General features: G+C 63.1%; 14 protein-coding genes. 9 read left to right on the top strand and 5 right to left on the bottom strand.

Annotated elements, in window-relative coordinates:
- Window positions 1-131: 131 nt before the first annotated feature.
- The 6 genes from AC1DZE_RS15885 to AC1DZE_RS15860 all read left to right on the top strand — a co-directional run bounded on the left by AC1DZE_RS15885 (window position 132) and on the right by AC1DZE_RS15860 (window position 5,422).
- Window positions 132-1,196 (top strand): sensor histidine kinase, encoded by a 1,065-nt coding sequence (locus AC1DZE_RS15885; protein WP_477671281.1) that lies wholly within the window; start codon window positions 132-134, stop codon window positions 1,194-1,196.
- Window positions 1,193-1,933 carry a LytR/AlgR family response regulator transcription factor gene (locus tag AC1DZE_RS15880; protein ID WP_477671282.1) on the top strand — a complete coding sequence of 247 codons (741 nt, stop codon included), beginning with the start codon at window positions 1,193-1,195 and terminating at the stop codon, window positions 1,931-1,933. The genes AC1DZE_RS15885 and AC1DZE_RS15880 overlap by 4 nt, the downstream gene beginning before the upstream one ends.
- A gap of 42 nt (window positions 1,934-1,975) precedes the next feature.
- Window positions 1,976-2,719 carry an FkbM family methyltransferase gene (locus AC1DZE_RS15875; protein WP_477700273.1) on the top strand — a complete coding sequence of 248 codons (744 nt, stop codon included), beginning with the start codon at window positions 1,976-1,978 and terminating at the stop codon, window positions 2,717-2,719.
- Window positions 2,716-3,882 (top strand): AI-2E family transporter, encoded by a 1,167-nt coding sequence (locus AC1DZE_RS15870; RefSeq protein ID WP_477671284.1) that lies wholly within the window; start codon window positions 2,716-2,718, stop codon window positions 3,880-3,882. Before AC1DZE_RS15875 ends, AC1DZE_RS15870 begins: the two co-directional genes overlap by 4 nt.
- 160 nt (window positions 3,883-4,042) lie before the next feature.
- A complete protein-coding gene (locus AC1DZE_RS15865; RefSeq protein ID WP_477671285.1) occupies window positions 4,043-4,822 on the top strand; it encodes a TerC family protein in 780 nt (259 codons plus the stop codon).
- Between the two features lie 9 nt (window positions 4,823-4,831).
- Complete coding sequence (locus AC1DZE_RS15860) at window positions 4,832-5,422, top strand: tRNA-uridine aminocarboxypropyltransferase (RefSeq protein ID WP_477700298.1); 591 nt, start codon at window positions 4,832-4,834, stop codon at window positions 5,420-5,422.
- A 12-nt stretch (window positions 5,423-5,434) separates the two neighbouring features.
- Here AC1DZE_RS15860 and AC1DZE_RS15855 read toward each other — a convergent pair whose 3' ends face one another.
- Window positions 5,435-6,052, bottom strand: coding sequence for an ABC transporter ATP-binding protein (locus AC1DZE_RS15855; protein WP_477700272.1), 618 nt, complete (start codon window positions 6,050-6,052; stop codon window positions 5,435-5,437).
- Between the two features lie 59 nt (window positions 6,053-6,111).
- Entirely contained in the window at window positions 6,112-6,333 is a 222-nt protein-coding gene (locus tag AC1DZE_RS15850) for a hypothetical protein (RefSeq protein WP_477671288.1), read from the bottom strand.
- Window positions 6,334-6,439: 106 nt separating this feature from the next.
- Here AC1DZE_RS15850 and AC1DZE_RS15845 point away from each other — a divergent pair, with 106 nt between their 5' ends.
- Window positions 6,440-6,808 carry a glyoxalase superfamily protein gene (locus tag AC1DZE_RS15845; protein ID WP_477674598.1) on the top strand — a complete coding sequence of 123 codons (369 nt, stop codon included), beginning with the start codon at window positions 6,440-6,442 and terminating at the stop codon, window positions 6,806-6,808.
- A gap of 191 nt (window positions 6,809-6,999) precedes the next feature.
- On the top strand, window positions 7,000-7,335 hold the full coding sequence (locus AC1DZE_RS15840; protein ID WP_477671290.1) for a hypothetical protein: 336 nt from the start codon (window positions 7,000-7,002) through the stop codon (window positions 7,333-7,335).
- A gap of 100 nt (window positions 7,336-7,435) precedes the next feature.
- Here AC1DZE_RS15840 and AC1DZE_RS15835 read toward each other — a convergent pair whose 3' ends face one another.
- The 3 genes from AC1DZE_RS15835 to ppc form a co-directional block, all read right to left on the bottom strand.
- Window positions 7,436-15,622: a GH36-type glycosyl hydrolase domain-containing protein gene (locus tag AC1DZE_RS15835; RefSeq protein ID WP_477700271.1), complete on the bottom strand. Its 8,187-nt coding sequence runs from the start codon at window positions 15,620-15,622 to the stop codon at window positions 7,436-7,438.
- A 4-nt stretch (window positions 15,623-15,626) separates the two neighbouring features.
- Window positions 15,627-15,854 carry a hypothetical protein gene (locus tag AC1DZE_RS15830; protein WP_457279414.1) on the bottom strand — a complete coding sequence of 76 codons (228 nt, stop codon included), beginning with the start codon at window positions 15,852-15,854 and terminating at the stop codon, window positions 15,627-15,629.
- A gap of 216 nt (window positions 15,855-16,070) precedes the next feature.
- Window positions 16,071-18,956 carry a phosphoenolpyruvate carboxylase gene (gene ppc / locus AC1DZE_RS15825; RefSeq protein ID WP_477672028.1) on the bottom strand — a complete coding sequence of 962 codons (2,886 nt, stop codon included), beginning with the start codon at window positions 18,954-18,956 and terminating at the stop codon, window positions 16,071-16,073.
- A 104-nt stretch (window positions 18,957-19,060) separates the two neighbouring features.
- Here ppc and hemC point away from each other — a divergent pair, with 104 nt between their 5' ends.
- The gene (gene hemC, locus AC1DZE_RS15820; RefSeq protein WP_477672027.1) at window positions 19,061-20,026 is read left to right on the top strand and encodes a hydroxymethylbilane synthase; all 966 of its coding nucleotides are present in this window, start codon (window positions 19,061-19,063) and stop codon (window positions 20,024-20,026) included.
- Window positions 20,027-20,032: the final 6 nt, after the last annotated feature.

Raw genomic sequence — 20,032 nt, 5'->3', positions numbered from 1 at the left:
CCGAATCGCCTTGGGCAGTGCAATACTCTTCCCAATGATTTTATCTGGGTGCCGGACCCCGTGGGAAACCCCTGCCGTGCGCTGCCCCAGCTGATCCGTTTTTCCACGATACCGAAGAGCCGCCGACGTCCATGAAGCCTGTGCCCGATCAGAAGAATTTCAGCGAATCCACGTTGCTGGGCAGCTTTATTCCAGGCGATGAGGAAGCGGCGCCGCGCACTTCCACGCGTACCAGCATGTTTGATGCTTGCCACGTGGGTGTGGTTTTGCGTGCCGTGCTGTTTGTAGAGGCGGTGACCGGCGTGTGTGTGATGTTCGCTGCGCGCGAACCCCTGGACTGGCTGCTGAGCTTTTCACTGCTCACCGGCGGTGTGCTGCCGGCCACCCTGGCCTGGCTGATTGCGGTGTGTGCGCTGAAGGGGCAGTTGAACCGGCTGGAGCCTTCGCACCAGTGGGCGGCGGGTATTGCACTGGGTGTTGTGTCGGGGCTGTACGGCTGTGGCTTGCTGGCCCTGCTGGGCCTGCTCCAGCCGGTGCCCTGGTGGGCCAGTGCGGCGGCGGGTGCCTTGCTGTCCGCCATGATGCTGGCGGGGCTGTTCTGGCGGGCCAAGGCGCGTACGCCGGCAGCCACGGCGGCACGCCTTGCCGAATTGCAATCGCGCATTCGCCCCCATTTTCTTTTCAATACCCTGAACAGCGCCATTGCGCTGGTGCGTGCCGAGCCCGCCAAGGCCGAGGCGGTGCTGGAAGACCTGAGTGAGCTTTTTCGCAGCGCACTGGCCGACCCGGCCGAATCCGTGACGCTCGGCCAGGAGATCGCGCTGGCGCAGCGTTACCTCGCCATTGAGCAGATCCGCTTTGGTGAGCGGCTGCAGGTGCAGTGGAGCCTGGACACCGAAGCGGACCAGGCCAAGCTGCCACCACTGCTGCTGCAGCCGCTGGTAGAAAACGCCGTCAGGCATGGCGTGGAACCCAGCGCCAGCGGCGCGCAGCTGAAAATATCCACCCTCCGGCGAGGCAGCACGGTGGTGATCAAGGTGACCAATTCAACCCCCGCAGGCGCCGGTGAGCGCGGCCACGGGTTGGCGCTGGCCAATGTGCGCGAACGCCTTGCGCTGCTGCATGATGTCGAGGCGAAATTCAAGACCGTGTTCAAGGACGGCATATTTCAGGTTCGACTGGAGATTCCCGCATGACGCTCAAGGTACTGGTAGTTGACGATGAAGCCCTGGCGCGTTCGCGCCTGCGCACCCTGCTGGGCGATTGCACCGCCCCGGCTGCAGTGGCGGCAGCTGAAGCCGCCGATGCTGTTCAGGCCATGAAGGCCTTGCAGCGTGAGTCATTCGATGCGGTGCTGCTTGACATCCGCATGCCCGGCGTTGACGGTATCGCGCTGGCACGCACCATTGCTTCACTTGCACAGCCACCTGCCCTGGTGTTTGTCACGGCCCATTCCGAACATGCCGTACAGGCCTTTGAACTGGAGGCCGTCGACTACCTCACGAAGCCGGTGCGCCTGGAACGCCTGCAGCAAGCGTTGCAGAAGGTAGAGCGTTTGGGCCAGTCTGCCCGGATGTCCACGGCGGATGTGGCGGAAGAAACGCTCATCATCCAGGACCGCGGCCGCACCGAACGTGTGCCGCTGGCCGAGGTGCTGTATTTCAAAGCCGAACTCAAATACATCACTGTGCGTACCGCGACCCGCAGCTACATACTCGATGGTTCCCTGAGCGAGCTGGAAGAGCGCCACGCGACCCGTTTCATGCGCATTCACCGCAACGCACTGATTGCGCGCCGGGCCGTGCGCGCGCTGGAAAAACATTTTGATCCAGAAGAGGGCGAGGGCTGGGCGGTACGGCTCAATGGTATTGATGAACTGCTGGCGGTGTCCAGGCGCCAGCTCAGCGCCGTTCGGGAAGCCATTGCGGCCTGATTTCATTTCTCTTGCTGCTTCTTCCAATCCAACATCCTGTTTATGCATACACGTGCCGATTTCATCCAGCGGCACGTCAGCCGCTTCAGCAATGAGCCTGCCGTAGAGCGCCAGCTCGTACGCGACTTCTTCGGTGGCAAGACTGGCTTTTATGTTGATATAGGGGCTAACGATCCGGTGCTGGATTCGCAATCTCAGCATCTGGAACAGATGGGTTGGACGGGCCTCCTCGTGGAACCTGACCCGGACTGTTGTGAGCTGCTGCGCAGGAGTCGAACCGGCGTGGTCATTGAAATGGCTTGTTCCAGCCCTGAAAACGCAGGAAGGTACCTGGATTTGAATCGGGCCGGACCCCATTCAACGCTCGAAGCGAGGCCTATTGCCATGGGCGCCGTGGTCCGTTCAACGGTACAGGTACGGTGCGAGACGCTGGATGCCATCCTGGAAGGAAATGCTGTGCCAGAGGGGTTTGATTTCCTGTCGATCGACATCGAAGGGCACGAACTGGTTGCGTTGTCCGGTTTCAACTTTGCACGCTGGCAGCCCCGCCTGGTGCTGATTGAGGATCACGTGACCCATCATAAAAAGCACGACCTGATGCGCGACAACGGCTACCAGCTGATCCTGCGAACCGGCTTGAACAGCTGGTACGTTCCGGCGAAAGCGTCCTACACATTTTCCTGGCCAGCTCGGTTTGAATACCTGCGTAAGTACTATCTGGGGCTTCCATTGCGCAAATTTCGTTACGCGCGCCCCGGCACAAAAACGGATATGGGAGACACATGAACGAAGAACCCGCAGAGCGTGTCGTACGCGCGGCGCCGCCAGTAGTGCCGGGCGATCCTGAACAGCTGCATGTTCGGGTTCCGGTCGATATCCGCAGCATGTCGCTGGTGGTACTGGCGGGTCTGGCCTGCCTGTTTGTACTGCACTGGGCCAAGGCCGTCTTTATTCCGGTGATGCTGGGTGTGCTGTTCAGCTATGCTTTTTCACCGGTGGTCAACTGGTTTGAAACGAAACGCGTTCCACGCTGGCTGAGCGCCGCCGTGGTGTTGTTGACGATTGTGGGCAGCATCGGTGCGACGGCGTATTCGCTCAGCGACGAAGCGGCGCAGCTGCTGGAAGCGCTGCCGGCTGCGGCGCAGAAATTCCGCCAGGCCGTGAAGGTGCGCACCAACCAGTCTGACAGTGCACTGGAAACCGTACAGAAAGCAGCCGCACAGCTTGAGCAGGCCGCGCAGGAAAGTGCTGCGACCAGCAACACGCGAGGGGCGATGCGTGTCGTGGTTGAGCCTGCCCGTTTCAACATCAAAAATTATCTCTGGTCAGGCACCATCGGGCTGATTGCACTGATCGGCCAGGCGACCGTGGTGATTTTCTTTACCTACTTCCTGATGCTTTCGGGCGACAGCTTCCGGCGCAAGCTGATCAAGCTTGCGGGCTCCAGCATCAGCAGCAAAAAAATCACGTTGCAGGCTCTCAATGAGATCACCGACCAGATTCAGCGCTACCTGCAGGTGCAGCTGCTGACCAGTGCGCTGGTCGGGGTGTTGACCTGGCTTGCGCTTTGGGCGTTGCGGCTGGAAAACCCCGCCGTGTGGGGCGTTGCCGCTGCCGTGCTGAACCTGATTCCTTACGTAGGCTCGCTGGTCACGGCGGCGACATCGGCCCTGGTGGCCTTTATGCAATTTGGCTCGCTCAACATGGCGCTGGCTGTGGGTGGGGCCTCGCTGGCTATTCACACCGTGGTGGGTAACCTCCTGACGCCGTGGCTTACCAGCCGCGCCAGCCGTATGAGTCCGGTGGCGGTGTTCGTCGGCTTGCTGGCCTGGGGCTGGCTTTGGGGGGTATGGGGCCTGTTGCTCGGCATTCCCATCCTGATGATTGTCAAATCGATTTGCGACCGCATCGATGACCTGAAGCCGATTGGTGAGTTTCTCGGCAGTTGATATGGCCCCCACGATCGCTCACTTCGTGTAGCTCCCTGCCCCCCGAGGGGGCCGCCCGCCTGTGGCCCGGCAAAGCCGGTTCCACGGCTCATGCTGGTCTAGATTCATGTGGTCGCTGCTATGTCTGCTAAATAGTTGAAAAGAATGAGGAAAAAAAGCCATGATGGAACTGCTGACTGATCCGCAAATGTGGATTGCTTTTGCCACGCTCACTGCGTTGGAGCTGGTGCTGGGCATTGACAACATTATTTTCATCTCCATCCTGGTGGACAAGCTGCCCAAGGACAAGCAGGAACTGGCCCGGCGCCTGGGTCTTTTTATGGCGATGTTCATGCGCATTGGCTTGCTGTTTGTGCTGTCGTGGATCATCGGGCTGGTGGATCCGCTGTTCACCATTTTGAAGCAGGAAATCTCGGGGCGCGACCTGATCCTGATTGCCGGTGGCCTGTTCCTGATCTGGAAGAGCACCGGCGAAATTCACCAGTCGATGGAGGGCGAGGAAGGCCACGCCTCCAGTGCGGTCAAGGCCACATTTGCGGCCGTGATCGTGCAGATCATGATTGTCGACATGGTGTTCTCGCTGGACTCCATCATCACCGCAGTCGGCATGGTTGACAGCCTCCCGGTCATGATTGCCGCGGTCATCGCTTCGGTGGGCCTCATGATGCTGTTCGCTCCGGCCATCGGCCGCTTTGTCTCCGACCACCCGACCATCAAGATGCTGGCGCTGTCCTTCCTTGTCGTCGTCGGTGTGGTGCTGATCGCCGAGGGCCTGGACCATCATGTGCCCAAGGGCTATGTCTACTTTGCCATGGCGTTTTCTGTGGCGGTGGAAATGCTCAACATCCGCATGCGCAAGAAAAAGAGCAAGCCGGTGCATCTGAGAAATGCCTATGTCGATGGCGACAAGGCAGACGTGGCCGACAAGCGCAAGCCCTGAGACGGGTCGCTGCCCGTGACACGCCCGCGCTGCGCCGCGTGCCTTCGCCCACAAAGCGCCTGCATCTGCGCCTGGATCAGGCCGACGGCGCATGAAGCGGAAGTGCTTATCCTCCAGCACCCGCTGGAGGTCGACCACGCCAAAAACAGTGCCTGCCTGCTGCATCTGAGCTTGCCGCGCAGCCGGATGCTGACGGGTGAAGCCTTTGACGAGGCTGGCTTGCATGATGTGCTGAAAGAGACGAGGTACACCGTGCTCCTGTATCCGCAGACGCCGGAAGACAAAGCAGCCGCCGTGGATACCGCGCAACTCAAAGACCCGTCGCGCGTGCGGCTCGTGGTGCTGGACAGCACCTGGCGCAAAAGCCGCAAGATGCTGCACCTGAGTCCGGTGCTGCGGCAACTCCCTCGCTTGTCGCTGGAGGATATGCCGGCCTCAAACTACCTGATCCGCAAGGCGCACAAGCCGGGGCAGCTCTCAACATTGGAGGCAACGTGCGCGGCACTGGCGCAATTGGAAAGTGATCCCGAAAAATACCAGCCGTTGCTCAAAGCCTTTGACGGGTTTGTCGCGCAGCAGCTGGCTTTCGTTCCGAAGTAATTCGGTTCCCGTTCAGTCGCCCAGGTCGATCACACCGGCCAGCGGCACTCCGCTGGGGGCCTCATAGTCCGCAATCACGGCAGCGCGCCCTGTATGCGCTGAAATGTCTTGAAGCCGTCCTTTGACGAAGGCAATCGAGGGTGCATCCAGCGCGGCAAAGGGCTCATCCAGCAACAACACCGCCGCACCCGATGCAAACGCCGCTGTCAGCCAGACCTTGCGCTTCGACCCGGTGGACAGCATGAAAAGCTGCTTGCCCATGTGCGGCTCAAGCCCGAGGCCGTCGACCAGCGGCACTACCAAATTCGCATCAAAACCCGGGTACCGGCTGCGAACATCTTCGAAATACTGCGCCGGCGTGAGTTGATCAAACGTGTTGGCGCGCGGCTCCATCCAGAAGAGCTGCCGGCGGTAAGCGTCGGGCTTGTCGTTGAGCGAGATGCCATTGAGCGTCAACTTTCCCTTATCGGCAGGCAAGGCCCCCGCCAGTAAACGAAGCAGGGTGCTCTTGCCGCGCCCGTCGCCGCCTTGCACCAGCGTGACGCCTGGCGGGATTTCGCCGGACCAGTTGGCAAGGATTTCAACCTGTGGGTTGGGGTAGCGGAACCACAGTTCTTCGATGGTGAGCATGCTGGTGTTTGACAGGGTGGCTTGATAGAGGATCTTTGAAATATCTATTCGGAGGAAAGCTAGGCCACGTGAGCAATCGCCTTCAGTTGGCGCAGGCGCATGACAAGGCTTTCTGCCGCGACCTCGGTTGCCACCGGGATTGATACGGGCGTACCTTCCAGCACTGAATCTGTGGCTGCCTTCGCCTCGCTCAACGACATGGCTGCAGTCTCTTGAAGCAACTTGGAATGAGAAACCTTGAGGAAGCCGGCTTCCCAGCCAGTGATGATGACGGTGTGCATTTGACGGCCTGATTCTTGAATTGATGCGAGAGTCTGGGCAAATGTTAATCTGCAATTTTGGGTCCTATGCCGGGCCACTATTCAATTGGACAAGAAAGTTGCAGTTATGAGCTTCGGAAAAACCACCCCCATCCTTCGCATCTTCGATGAAGCCAAGGCCAAGGAGTTTTACATCGACTTCCTCGGCTTCAAGGTCGATTGGGAACATCGCTTTGAGCCCGGCATGCCGCTCTATCTGCAAATCTCCAAAGGCGGCTGCGTGCTGCATTTGTCGGAGCACCACGGCGACTGCAGCCCGGGCGCGGCGATGCGGATTGAAACGGATGGGCTTGATGCGTATCACCAGCAGCTTTTGGCGAAGAACTACAAGCACGCCCGTCCCGGAATTGAAGACACAGCGTGGGAGAGCCGGGACATGTCGATCAGGGACCCTTTTGGTAACCGGCTGACATTTACCAATGCCATCAGCACCTGACCTCACCTCTTTCATCCGCTTCACTTGACTGCACTTTGCAAACCGGGCGAATCTCACGCAGGAGCGCTCTAAACACCCAAATCTTGACTGCCGTCAAGAACGCCGTGTCAGGTGGGGCCTCATTCTTGATTTCCGTCAAGAATACTTCGTTGCCTACAGATTCACCATGAGTGCTGCTGAAGGAAACACCCATGACCTCGACCCACGCGCCCCCTCTTCCAGGCCTCGCCTTACGCTGTTACCGGCTGACGCCGGGAGGCCGCGCCTGTGTGGACACGGTCAATACCAAAGCGCAGACCACGGGCTCGTTGTCGCGCTACCTGCACGATGTACTGGAGATGTGCGGCACGGGCGTGTGGTTTGAGCAGTTGCAGCAGTTCATGCCGCCGCGATCACTTGATGAATCCTTGCGTTCGTTGCTGGCGTCGGGCCTGATTGAAGCCGTGGATGCGGGCGAAGTGCCTGTGCACCTGCCCCCTGCGAGGCGCCGCACACCGTCGATGTTGGGCGACCTGACGAACGCCTGAGATGCCCTGGAGTCAAAGAAGGGGCGTTTATAAGTAAAAAAGGCTTCCAGCCCATACGTGAAAAGCACGAGCAGCTATTAAATCAATAGCGGCCCGAAATTCAACTTTCTTCAGCCTGCACCAGCAACGCTGCTTGCGCCGGCAGCTCGGCCAGCAGCACCACCTGTCCTGGCGTGATCACCAGGTCGGGCTTGAAGCTGTCTTCTGCGGCAAGCCCTGCGCGTTGCCACCGAAGCTTCACCACGCGCTCCTGCAGGCGCAGCGTGATCTCAAACGAGGGCCATTGTGCCGGCACGCGGGGCGACAGCGACAGCGCGCCTTGCTGCACCTTGAGGCCCAGAATGTTTTCCATTGCCGCGCGGTGCAGCCACGCAGCCGAGCCGGTGTACCAGCTCCAGCCGCCGCGGCCTACATAGGGGGCCGCGCCATAGATGTCTCCCGCCATCACGTAAGGCTCCAGCTCATAGGCGGGACCGCGAACGGGGTGCTCGCTGCGGTGGGCCGGGCTCAGTGCCTTGAAGCTTTCCCAGGCGGATTCGGTGTCGCCGGTGATGGCTTGCGCCATCATGGCCCAGACGGCGGCATGCGAGTACTGACCGCCGTTTTCACGCACGCCTGGCGGGTAGGCCTGGATGTAGCCCGGGTTGTTGTCCGACTTTTCCAGCGGTGGCGCCAGCAGGCGCAGCAGGCCCGTTTCGTTGTCCACCAGCTGTTCATTCATGGCCTGCATGGCCGGGCCGATGAAGGCCTCGGTGGAGGCGCCGGAGAGAACCGACCAGGCTTGTGCAATCAGGTCGATGCGGCATTCATCATTGGTGGAGGAGCCGAGCGGTGCGCCGTTGTCGAAGAACGCCCGGCGGAACCAGGCACCGTCCCAGCCCGCGTCGTGCAGGGCGGCAACCCAGCCGGAGCGGGCCTGGCGCCAGCGTTGCGCGCGGCCGTCGTCGCCGCGCGATGCGGCCAGGGGCAGAAAGTCATTGACCACGCGGCATAAAAACCAGCCCAGCCAGACAGACTCGCCGCGGCCTTCGTGGCCCACGCGGTTCATGCCGTCGTTCCAGTCACCCGTGCCCATGAGCGGAAGGCCATGTGCGCCTATGGCCAGGCTGCGGTCCAGGGTACGGGCGCAGTGTTCGAACACCGTGGCGGTTTGTCCGCTGGTTTGCGGCGCGTAATACGCGTCTTCCGCACCTTCGGGAATCGACGGTCCGTCGATGAAGGCAACCTCTTCATCCAGGATGCTGGTGTCGCCTGTGACCTGGACATACCAGGCGCAGGCATAGGGCAGCCACAGCAAGTCGTCCGAAAAATGGGTGCGCACGCCTTCACCGCCGGGCGCGTGCCACCAGTGCTGGACATCCCCTTCGGGGAATTGGCGCGAGGCGTTCAGCATGATTTGCGCACGCAGGCGGCCCGGTTCAATGACGGCGAAGGCCATGGCGTCCTGCAACTGGTCCCGAAAGCCGAATGCGCCGCCGGCCTGGTAGAAACCGGCCTTGGACCACAGGCGCGACACCAGTGTCTGGTAGAGCAGCCAGCGGTTGACCAGGGCGTCAAACAGCGGATCGGGCGTCTGCACCTGGACTTTGCCCAGCAACCCGGACCAATAAGCCTTGACCTGTTCAAGCGCCTGCGCCGCATCTTTGCCTTGCCAGCTGCGTGCCAGTTGCAGCGCCTGCGTGGCGTCCCCGGCATGGCCGAGGAGGAAGGTGAACGCAAGAGTCTGGCCGGGAGGCAGGGAGAACTCGCCTGCCAGTGCAGAACAGGGGTCCGCACCGCCGGCAGCATTCTGGCCCAGGGCGGAAGGAAGCACCAGCCGGCCTGTTGCGTCGAAAAATTCGCTTCGGTCGCAGGTCCACTCGGGTGTGCCGGGCAAACCGGTCAGCGACAGGAACGCCGTGCTGCCGCCGAAGCCCGCCCGGCTTTCACGCTGCTGCGCAAACACGGCTGTCAGCAGGCTGTCTTTGTCTTTCCACGCATGTATGGTGCGGCGTTCGTGGCGTGCAGCACCCATCTGCCATTCGACCATGGCCAGGGCGCGCAGCTTGCGCGTGGCGCTGCCCTGGTTATGAAGCGTGACCTGCACCAGTTTGACCGGATCAGTTTGATCAACAAAAAAAGTGGTTTCCGCATGAAGCGCACCGTGCTGGCATTCGAATACGGTGTAGCCCTGGCCGTGACGCACACGGCAGGCAGGCGCCGGGCCGTGTTGTGCCGACGGGCTTAATGCCAGCACTTGCTGCGTGTCCACATCCTGCAGCAGATAGTGCTCGAAGGTGGGATCCGCCACCGGGTCGTTGGACCAGGGCGTGACCTGGTGCAGCCGGCTGTTGACTGCCCATGTGTAGCCGGCGCCGGTCTCCGACACCTGAAAGCCGAAAGAGGGATTCGCGATCACGTTGATCCATGGTCGGGGCGGACGATGCAGGCTGTCAACGTCAAACCGGAACTCGCCGGTGCCGGCATCGAAGTGTCCCCGGGGTGTCTGCAGTGCTTCTGGCTGCCCGGTGGCGCTGGCAGAACCGGAGGAGAGTGCCGGCAGCGGACGGGTGGCGGGGCCCGCACGGCGCTGGGCGTTGGCCGTGTTGCGCAGCGCTGCGGCCTGTTGTTCAAGCGGCCTGCCGTCTGCCACAAGAATGACGCGTGCCAACCCCGTCAGTGCGGCTTTTTCCGAGGGCACGATTTCCTGGTCGCGCAGCAGGTAAAAGCCACCGGCGTCGCTGCGCGGAAAGCTATTTTCCGTTTGTTGCAGTGTGCGGTCGCGCAGCGCCAGGATGTCGCGTTGCAAGGGCATCAGGTAGGAGTTGACTTCGCTGTTGAGGATGACCACGTCGGTACCCAGCCCGCAGAAACTCCACCAGGGCTGGGCCCGCAGCAATGAATGCACCAGCGCCATCCCGTTGCTGGAGTGGATGAGCACCAGTACGATGGGTTTGTCTCCCGAGATGCCGAAACGCCAGAGCTGGCGCTGGTCCAGCAGGCCGCGTTCCGCCATCGGCCGGGCACAGCTGTACATCAGTGCGGTGTTGAGGTCCTGCAACGCCGCGTTTTCCTCGGGGTCGACCCCGAGGTCGCGCAGGCGCACCTGGGCCAGCGTGGCGGCCATGCGGGTAGCGCGCTCCACGTGCATGGGCTGCAGGTATTTGTCGATGCGTGCCGCGAGTTCGTCGCTGCTGGACGCGGCGGCTGTGGCAAAGCTGAGCCGGGCCACGCCGCCCGCCGGAATGCGGATGCGAAGACGCAGGCCCGCAACCGGGTCCAGCCCGTTGATGGGTGAGCCGTCCTGGCCGTGCGCCTCTGCCCGCAGTGCCGGGTGGCCGGGCTCGCGGTTACGGCCCAGAAAGGCGCGGCGGTCCGAGATGAAATCGATGGCGCGGACGTTGGCTTCTGAATTGGCGAGGAAATGTGCGACCGCCATGACAGGATCGCCCTGCAGCCGGGGTTTGCGTGACAGCAGCAGGGCGCGCCATTCGGGATGCCAGCGTGTCTGGACAAACAGGTTCGAAAATGCCGGATGGGCCTCGTCGGCGCGCGGATCGGTCAATACCGCTTCAAAGCATGAAATCACGTCGAGCGTCATCTCCGTAGCCGACAGGTTGCGCAGCGTGACGTTGCGCATTTCAGTGTCGTCCTCGGGACTGACCAGTACGCTGGTGCTTGCCTCCAGCTGATCGGAATTCACGTCAAATTGCACGCGGTCCGGCAGGTAGGTGGCCTTGTATTGCCAGCCGGGATGCGGCGCCGGATGTTGCGTCAGGGACCATGCCTGCTCCTGGCCGGACGGACGCAGGTAGATGAAGGTACCGCAGGCATCGCGGAGCAGGTCGTCGCGCCAGCGGGTGATGTTGTAGGTCTTGCCTGCGGTGCGCCAGCGGCTGACACCGGCCCCATTGGCGCGCAGGGCGACGCTGTAACGCCCATTGGACAGCAGCTGTGTAGGTTGCCAGCCGGGCATGGCCGGGTCGATCTCACGCGAATGGTACAGCCGTGCTTCGGCCAGCTCCGCGGGTTCGGGCAATGCGCGCGGGTCTGCGCTTTCGATGATCTGGCGCGGCGTCTTTTCATGCAGCAGCGATTCGAAAGCCTGCACCAGCGGCGCCGAAGCGAACCAGYGGCGCGGCGCTTCGTTGCACAGCACATTGCACAGTGCCACCAGCGACATGCCCTGGTGGTGCGCCATGTAGGTGTTGACCAGGCTCATCGCCTGGGCGCCCGGTTGCCTGGCGACGGTGAAATCCAGCGCGTCGGCAAAACCGTATTCGCCGCGCGCACCCCATTGCTCAAGCTGGCGCAGGTTAGCCACCGCCTCCTGCGGCGTGAACTGGGATGCCATGATGCTGGCATAGGGCGCCACGACGCGGTCGGCCGGCGGGGTCCGTCGAAGGGCCAGCCGCGGCACGCCAAACGGCGAATACTGGTAGGCCAGCGTATGGTCTTGCCCAAAGTAGGCCGACTCCGAAACGCCCCATGGCAGGCCCTGTGCCTGGCCCCAGGCCTGCTGCTCCTTGACGGCCGCAAGGCCGGACACATGCAGCAGGCCCTCGTCGGGCTCGCTCATGACCAGCGAAGGCATCAGGTATTCAAACATCGAGCCCGACCAGGACTTCAGGCCGGGCGTTACGCCCACCGTCAGGAAGGCGCGGCCCAACGCCAGCCAGTGGCGCCGCGGCACATCACCTTTGGCAATCGCCAGGAAGCTGGTCAGGCGCGCCTCCGAGGCGATCAGGTCGTAATAGCTGGCGTCAAGTGCCTGCTCGTGCACACGCAGCCCGATATGAAACAGGTGGCGCTTGGGGCTGTAAAGGCCGCCGAAATCCATCGCCATACAAAGCTTTTCACAACGGGCACCCAATTCCAGGAGCTCGGCGGATTCGCCTGGCAAGGTTTCCTGGTGCGCCGCCAGCTGGCGAACACACTGCGCGACGGCCAGCAGGTGGCCGGCCAGGTTACCGCTGTCTACGGTGGAAACATAGGCCGGAGGCAGCACCTGCAGCGACCGGGTTTCATACCAGTTAAGCAGGTGGCCCTGGTGCTTGGGCAGGGCTTCGACCGTGCCCAGCGTGGCGCCCAGCCGCGCGATCAGCTCGGCGGTGGATATCCAGTTGAACTCGCGCGCGCAGGCTGCAGCCATCAGGTACAGGCCGATATTGGTTGGCGAGGTGCGGTGTGCGATCGTCGGTTCCGGCTCCATCTGCAGGTTGTCCGGCGGCAGGTGGTGGTCTTCGGGGCCGACGCAGCGTTCAAAGAAGCGCCAGGTCTGGGCCGCCAGCTTCATGAGGTAGGCGCGGTCTGCGGTGCTGAGTGACAGATATGGCGCGCGAACAGCCGGCTTGCTGCCCCACCAGGCCACTGCGGGCGCCAGCGCCCACAGCAGGAAAAGCACCGGACCGATCAGGGGATGCGGCCCCCAGCACGCGGCTGTGCCCAGCGCGAGGCATAACGCGGACACCGGAGCATGGTTGCGGACAAAAGCGCCCAGCGTGTATTGGGCGGAAGCCTGGGCCTGGGCGGCAGTGGTCCACTGCAGCAGATGGCGTCGGCTGATGGCCATGCGCCAGAGGGCCCGTGTGATGGCGTCGAACGACAGGGCGGCCAGGGCGGGCAGCTGGCTCAATTGCCAAAGCGCCTGGGCCATGCTGCGCGCCACATCGCGCATGCCGACGTCAAAGAAGTGCCCCCAGGCGATGCCTCGCCGCGTTGGAACCAGCCCTGCCAGCGCACCCATCAAGGGGCCGGCCAGGAATGCCAGCACGGTGAAAACCAGTGCCGTCGCCACAGGCAGCGTACCCGTGAATATTGTCCAGGTTAGAAGCGCGAAGCAGGCCGGGGCGATCATCGAGCGGCGCAGGTTATCCGCCATGCGCCACAGGCCCAGGGCATCAATGCCGTAGCGCTTCGCATGCAGCATCAGCGGCAGCAATTGCCAGTCGCCGCGCGTCCAGCGGTGCACGCGTGATGCGGCCACGCCTGCGTGATGAGGATGTTCTTCCATCAGCACGACATCGCCTGCGTAGCCGCAGCGGGCAATGCTGCCTTCCAGCAGGTCGTGGCTCAGGATGGCGCCGTCGGGCATGCGGCTGTCCAGCACGGCATGCACGGCCTCGACATGCAACAGGCCCTTGCCGATGAAGTTGCCCATGCCGAACACGTCCTGGTACAGGTCGGAGGTGCCGTTGCTGTAAGGATCCAGGCCGCGCTGGCCTGCAAACATCGCATGGAAAGGTGAACGCTCGTGATGGGCCGACAGGGGCATGGCCACGCGGGGCTGCAGGATGCCGTAGCCGGCGGTCACGCGCCGCGTCTCGCGATTGACGTGCGGCGTGTTCAGCGGGTGCGCAGCGATGGCCACCAGTTCGCGCAGGGAACCCGCCGGCAGGCTGGTGTCGCTGTCAAGCGTCAGCACGTAGCGTATGCCCGGTGCCAGCTGCATGTTGACGTCCACAGGGATAAACGGCGATGACGAGTGTCCGGCCAGTTGCCGCAACAGCATTTCGATCTTGCCCCGCTTGCGTTCCGCTCCGATCCAGCGGCGCTCCGTCGCGGACCAGCTGCGCGGGCGATGCAGCAGTAAAAACCTTGCCGGTGAGGCTGGGCTCGCCGGCGGGCAGGCTGCGTTGAGCGCGCGCAGTTTGACAAGGACGTCCTCGAGCAGCTCTGCATCGCCGGCCATGCTCTCGGCGTCGGCGTCGTCCCAGTCTGTCAGCAAGGCAAACTGCGCATGGGTTTCGCGGCTGGCCAGCCAGTGCAGCTGCAGGCGGTGCACCAGTTCGCTGTTGGCGCAAGCTGAAGAAAGCATCGAAGGGATCACCACCAGCACGCGGTGTTCAGCCGGGATGCCCGTGCTGAAGTCGAGACGGGCCAGGGGTTGTATGCGTGTGGATTCAGCGATCAGCCGGTGGATCAGCGCAGCGACCACTTCCGACGCTGGCCAGGCCATCAGCACCAGGGCTACCCACGCCGTCCAGGGTAGCGTGGCGAGCGGGTGTGCGGCCCAACTGAGCAATGCAGCGGTTCCGGCAATCCATGCGGCTGCGTAGAGCGGCAGGCGCCAGGCACGCGGTGTTTCAGGGGCCGGCGATGATTTGTGGAGCGCTGCGGCGGGCTGCAATGCTGCTTCCAGCAGGGGGCGGCCCGGCCCAATCAGGTAGTAGCCGGCAGTGTGGGCTGCCGGGGCGTTGTTGGGCTGGTGCGCGGCGGCCAGTACCGCTTCGGCGACGGCGCGCTCGGATTTGCCGGTTTGCTGCGCCAGACGCTCCATGGCGCGCGTGATCTGCTGGCGCGTCATCTCGCTTTCGCGGGAAAAGCTTGGCAGCCGGCGCAAGACCTGCAGGGAATGGCTGACCGGCTCGATCAGCTCCACCCATTCCACCTGGCCTATGAGCCGCAGGGTGGTGATGATGTTGCTGACGGTCAGGTTGGCGGCGACCTGGGTGGTTTGCCCTTCGCCGATCATGCCCAGGGCATCGCCGCAATGCCTTTCGGTCCAGCGGACGAGGGGTGGCGCCGAAGGCGAGTCCGGCTCTTCACGTTCGGCAGGCATGCGCTGCCAGAGCTGCGTGAGATAGCTGCGTTCAAGGCCATGGGCCTGCATCAGGCCATACAGCTCGTCGAGATCCTGCAGGCTCAGTACGCCGGCCTTGTCCCAGGTGGCATGCGCCACTTCGCGGGCCACCTTGTTCCAGGCGATGCGGTCGGCCATACGGCGCAGGTTTTCCAGCAGGACCACGCGCAGCGTGGTTGGCAAGGCCCAGAGTTCGCCGAGATTGAGTTCACTGACCTCCTGGTAGGCATGCAGGAAGGCCGTGAAGAGCTCCGGGTCCAGCACGCTGTCGGTATGTGCTACATAGGCCCAGGCAATACCGTATACCCGGGGAAGGCCCTCCAGCGGCTTGCTCGCCAGCTTGGGCAGATCCGCGTAGTAGCGCAGGGGGACGCCATCCTGGATCTGTTGCAGCTGGGCTTCGACAAGGTGGAAATTGTCGAGCAGCCATTCGGCGGCCGGCGTTACGTAGTGGCCTGTCAGCGAAGTCAGGGCAATGTAGTCGTAGGCAAGACGGATGGCGGCGATGTTTTCCTGCACGCGCGGGAAAAAAGGCGGACCGTGATCAGGGCTGCCAGCAGGCCTGACGGGCTGGGCTGCGGCCAGACTGCGGCCGTGCTCCTCAAAGCGTTGTGCACCGAAAAGTTCGGCGCGGATGGGCTGCTCTGCGCCGCCCTGGCGGGAGGCGAGCAGTTGCCGGGCGTAGGCGCTTAGGGTGTCCAGCCGCTCGATGACCGCGGTGGTCACGCGCTCAGGCTACGGCTAACAGGCCAAGAAAAATAGCCAGTATGGCCGCGACTGTGATGATGCGCGGTGAGGCCAGGGAGTGCGCGGACTGAAGCCCGGACTGGAGCGTAAAAAACCGGCTGCGCGAATGCGCGCACTGATCCATGTGTGACGCCAGATCGGCGGCGTCGGTGGAAACAAAATCGTTTTGAATGGCGGACGGTGAGTCGGCCATGATCTCCAGGGTAGTCATGATTTTGCGCTCCGGGGGTAAGCTGGTTTGGGCAACGCGTGGCGAAATACCCGCGTTGCTCCGTGTCTGACACCATGCTACGCACCGGCCCCTCGCGGGGCCATCAGAAGACGCTGGAGTTTGTCTAGGACAAGGCCTACAGTATGCGCCCCTGGCAATACCCCTACAGCGGGAAACCTCTCACGCGCTGCATGGCTGCCTGTTGTTCACGGCCGTTCAGCCTGTGTTGCGCAGGCCCGCGGCAATCCCGTTGATGGAAATGTGAATGCCGGTTTGCACCCGCTGGTCGGCCTGGCCGGCGCGGTAGCGCCGCACCAGCTCCACCTGGAGGTGGTGCAGGGGGTCGATGTACGGAAAACGGTGGCGGATGGAACGCTGCAGGGCGGCGTTGCCCGCCAGCCGCTGCTTTTCCCCTGTGATCAGCGTCAGCGCCTCGGCCGTGCGGTGCCATTCGGACTCTATCGCACTGAAGATTTTTTTGCGCAGGCGCGCATCGCCCACCAGCTCCGAATAACGTGAGGCCAACGCCAGGTCGCTCTTGGCCAGCACCATGTCCATGTTGCTGAGCAGGGTGCGGAAAAACGGCCACTGCTTATACATTTTTTGCAGCAATGCCAACGCTTCCCTGCGGCTGGCGGGCGTACCGCCCTGCTGGAGGAATTGCTCGATGGCCGAGCCGAAGCCGTACCAGCCGGGCAGGGTCAGGCGGCACTGGCCCCAGCTGAAACCCCAGGGAATCGCACGCAGGTCTTCAATTTTCTGCGAAGCTTTGCGTGACGCCGGGCGGGATCCGATGTTGAGTTCCGCAATCTCGCGGATTGGCGTGGAGCCAAAGAAGTATTCAGTGAACCCGGGGGTTTCGTAAACCAGGTTGCGGTAGGCCGCCATGCTGGCCTGTGACAACTCGGCGGCGGCTTGCAAAAAGGCCTTGGTAGCGGGCTTGGTCGGCTGCAGCAGTGTGGCCTCCAGCGTGGCGGCCACCAGCGTTTCCAGGTTGCGCCGGCCGATTTCCGGATTGGCGTATTTGGAGCCGATCACTTCGCCTTGCTCGGTCAAACGGATCTGGCCACGCACCGTGCCGGGCGGCTGCGCCAGGATGGCCTGGTAGCTCGGACCGCCACCGCGGCCGACCGTGCCGCCGCGGCCATGGAACATCCGCAACTGGATGTTGTGCGAGTTGGCCAGTTCGTCGAACAGCTCGACCAGCGCGATCTCGGCGCGGTACAACTCCCAGTTGCTGGTGAAGATGCCGCCATCCTTGTTGCTGTCGGAATAACCCAGCATGATGTCCTGCTCGGCACCGCTGCGCTTGACCAGCTGGGCGATGCCGGGCAGGGCATAGAACTCGCGCATGATGGGCGCGGCATTGCGCAGGTCTTCGATGGTTTCAAACAGCGGCACGACGATCAGGTCGTTGGTGGCGTGGCTGTCGAGCGTGGCGTGCATGAGGCCGACTTCTTTTTGCAGCAGCAGCACCTCGAGCAGATCGCTCACGGTCTCGGTATGGCTGATGATGTAGTGTCGGATGGCTTCCTTTCCGAAGCGCGCGCGCGCGATGCGGGCCGCCTCAAAAATCGCCAGTTCACCGCGGGCGTGGGCTGAATATGCGGTGCCGACCACGCGCAGCGGCCGTGCATCGTTGAGCAGGCCCATCAGCAGCGCGCGTTTGGCCGCTTCGTCCAGCTTGCCGTAATTCGCCTCGATGCGTGCAACGGCCAGCAGTTCGGCCACCACTTCTTCGTGCTTGTCGGAACTCTGGCGCAGGTCGACCGTGGCCAGGTGAAAGCCGAACACTTCGACCGCGCGGATCAGCGGGTGCAGGCGCTGGGCGATCAGTGCTTCGCCGTGATGGGCCTTGAGGGAGTCTTCGATGGTGCGCAGGTCGGCCAGGAAGTCTTCCGACTTGAGGTAGGCGTTTTGCGGCGCCACGGCATGGCGCGCGGCATCGCCGCCGGTCAGGTCCTTGAGTGTGGCGGCCAGGCGTGCGTAGACGCCGGTGAGGGCGCGGCGGTAGGGCTCGTCCTTGCGGTGTTCACTGGTATCGGGTGAGCTTTCGGCGAGCAGCCGCATCGCGGGGCTGAACTCGACCAGCATGGCTGACAGCGAGAGCTCGCCGCCCAGGAAATGCACCTCGGTCAGGTAGTGGCGCAGCGCCACTTCTGCCTGCCGGCCCAGCGCGTAATTGAGGGTGTCGGCGCTGACGTTGGGATTGCCGTCGCGGTCGCCGCCTATCCATTGGCCCATGCGCAGAAAACTGTGCACCGGCTGGTTGCCCAGCTCGCGTTCCAGGTTGGCGTAAAGCTTGGGAATTTCCCGCAGGAAAGTGGCTTCGTAGTAGCTCAGCGCATTTTCGATTTCATCGGCGACGGTGAGTTTGGAAAAACGCAGCAGCCGGGTTTGCCACAGCTGCATGACGCGGGCGCGAAGCTGCGCTTCATTGGCGGTCAGCTCGCGCGGTGTCAGCGCATCCTTGGCGGCGTTGACAGCTTGCGCCAACGCCTTGATGTCGTCCCGCGCCGTCAGCAGCAGGGCGATGTCGCGCTCGGCGTCCAGGATGCTTTTGCGCTGCACTTCGGTCGGGTGGGCGGTCAGCACCGGCGAGACAAAGCTGTGCGCCAGGGTGGTGGAAATGGTTTTGGTCGAGATGCCGGCCCAGCGCAGTCGGGCCAGCGCTACGTCGATGCTGCCTTCCTGGGTGTCGCCCGCGCGCTCATGCACTGCGCGGCGGCGGATGTGGTGGCGGTCTTCGGCCAGGTTGGCCAGGTGGCTGAAATAAGTGAAGGCGCGGATCACGCTGACCGTCTGGTCGCCTGACAGGCCCTTGAGCAATTTTTTGAGCGACTTGTCGGCTTCGGGATCGGCGTCGCGCCGGAAGCTGACGGAGAGCTTGCGCACCTGTTCGATCAGTTCGTAGGCGGCAACGCCTTCCTGCTCGCGGATCACGTCGCCCAGGATACGGCCCAAAAGGCGGATGTCTTCGACCAGCGGGCGTTCGTTGTCTCTGGAACGACTGAACGTTTTGGTTGCACCGGCCGCGGCGGCGTCTTTGGCGCCCTCGTTGACGTTTGGTTTAACCCTCTTGGCGCGCGCGGAAGTGACCATCTCTACCCTCTAGTTCTTTAGCCTTGCATGCTAGCATTCACTTCCCCCCAAGTATTACAAGCAGGTTACGAGTGTCCGCAGCGTTTGAATCCAGACCGAATGATATGAAAAAAGTGGTCATCGCCACCCGCGAAAGCCGCCTGGCGATGTGGCAGGCCGAGCATGTGAAGGCGCTGCTGGAGGCCCGCCTGGGCTGGCAGGTGGAACTGCTGGGCATGACCACACAGGGCGACCAGATACTGGACCGCTCGCTGAGCAAGGTCGGCGGCAAGGGCCTGTTCGTCAAGGAACTCGAGGTAGCGCTCAGCGAAGGGCGGGCCGATCTGGCGGTGCATTCGCTGAAAGATGTGCCCATGGACCTGCCCGAAGGTTTTGCGCTGGCCTGTGTGCTGGAGCGTGAAGACCCGCGCGATGCTTTTGTCTCTAATCAATTTGCCACACTCGCGGATCTGCCGCAGGGCGCCGTGGTGGGCACTTCCAGCCTGCGCCGGCTGGTGCTGCTCAAGGCCATGCGTCCCGACCTGGTCGTACAGCCGCTACGCGGCAACCTCGACACGCGCCTGCGCAAGCTCGACGAAGGCCAGTACCAGGCCATCGTGCTGGCGGCTGCGGGCCTGAAGCGCCTGGGTCTGGAGTCACGCATCCGCAGCGCATTCGAGCCCGAAGACATGTTGCCGGCCGCAGGTCAGGGCGCCCTGGGCATTGAAGTGTGCGCCGACCGCGCCGACCTGATGGCCGCGCTTGCCACGCTGGCGCACCAGCCGACCTGGCTGGCGGTAACGGCCGAGCGCACGGTGTCGCGCGCCATGGGCGGCAGTTGTTCCATGCCGCTGGCGGCCTTTACGCAGGGTGCTGCTAACGGGGACGCCATGCAGCTCAATGCCGCCTGGGGCGACCCGGCCAGCGCCGAGGCGCCATCCGCCATTGCGGGCCCACTGGCGCCGCTGGTACAGGTCAACCAGACCGCCGTGGTGCGCAGTTTTGCCGAGGCCGAGGCCCTGGGCGAGGCCGTGGCGGCACAATTGCGCGCCGGCGGCGCCGTGTGGGCCGGCAAAGCCCCGGGCGCCTGATGCTAC

It is taken from the genome of Polaromonas sp. P1_F1, assembly GCF_056405795.1.
The sequence above is the reverse complement of the archived record's forward strand: the minus strand, read 5'-3'. Positions and strand labels throughout refer to the sequence as shown.

Coding starts and splice junctions, on each gene's coding strand:
- AC1DZE_RS15885 (WP_477671281.1), top strand. CDS start 132: ATGAAGCCTGTGCCCGATCAGAAGAATTTCAGCGAATCCACGTTGCTG.
- hemC (WP_477672027.1), top strand. CDS start 19,061: ATGAAAAAAGTGGTCATCGCCACCCGCGAAAGCCGCCTGGCGATGTGG.
- AC1DZE_RS15830 (WP_457279414.1), bottom strand. CDS start 15,854: ATGACTACCCTGGAGATCATGGCCGACTCACCGTCCGCCATTCAAAAC.
- AC1DZE_RS15845 (WP_477674598.1), top strand. CDS start 6,440: ATGAGCTTCGGAAAAACCACCCCCATCCTTCGCATCTTCGATGAAGCC.
- AC1DZE_RS15870 (WP_477671284.1), top strand. CDS start 2,716: ATGAACGAAGAACCCGCAGAGCGTGTCGTACGCGCGGCGCCGCCAGTA.
- AC1DZE_RS15875 (WP_477700273.1), top strand. CDS start 1,976: ATGCATACACGTGCCGATTTCATCCAGCGGCACGTCAGCCGCTTCAGC.
- AC1DZE_RS15850 (WP_477671288.1), bottom strand. CDS start 6,333: ATGCACACCGTCATCATCACTGGCTGGGAAGCCGGCTTCCTCAAGGTT.
- AC1DZE_RS15840 (WP_477671290.1), top strand. CDS start 7,000: ATGACCTCGACCCACGCGCCCCCTCTTCCAGGCCTCGCCTTACGCTGT.
- AC1DZE_RS15855 (WP_477700272.1), bottom strand. CDS start 6,052: ATGCTCACCATCGAAGAACTGTGGTTCCGCTACCCCAACCCACAGGTT.
- AC1DZE_RS15880 (WP_477671282.1), top strand. CDS start 1,193: ATGACGCTCAAGGTACTGGTAGTTGACGATGAAGCCCTGGCGCGTTCG.
- ppc (WP_477672028.1), bottom strand. CDS start 18,956: ATGGTCACTTCCGCGCGCGCCAAGAGGGTTAAACCAAACGTCAACGAG.
- AC1DZE_RS15865 (WP_477671285.1), top strand. CDS start 4,043: ATGATGGAACTGCTGACTGATCCGCAAATGTGGATTGCTTTTGCCACG.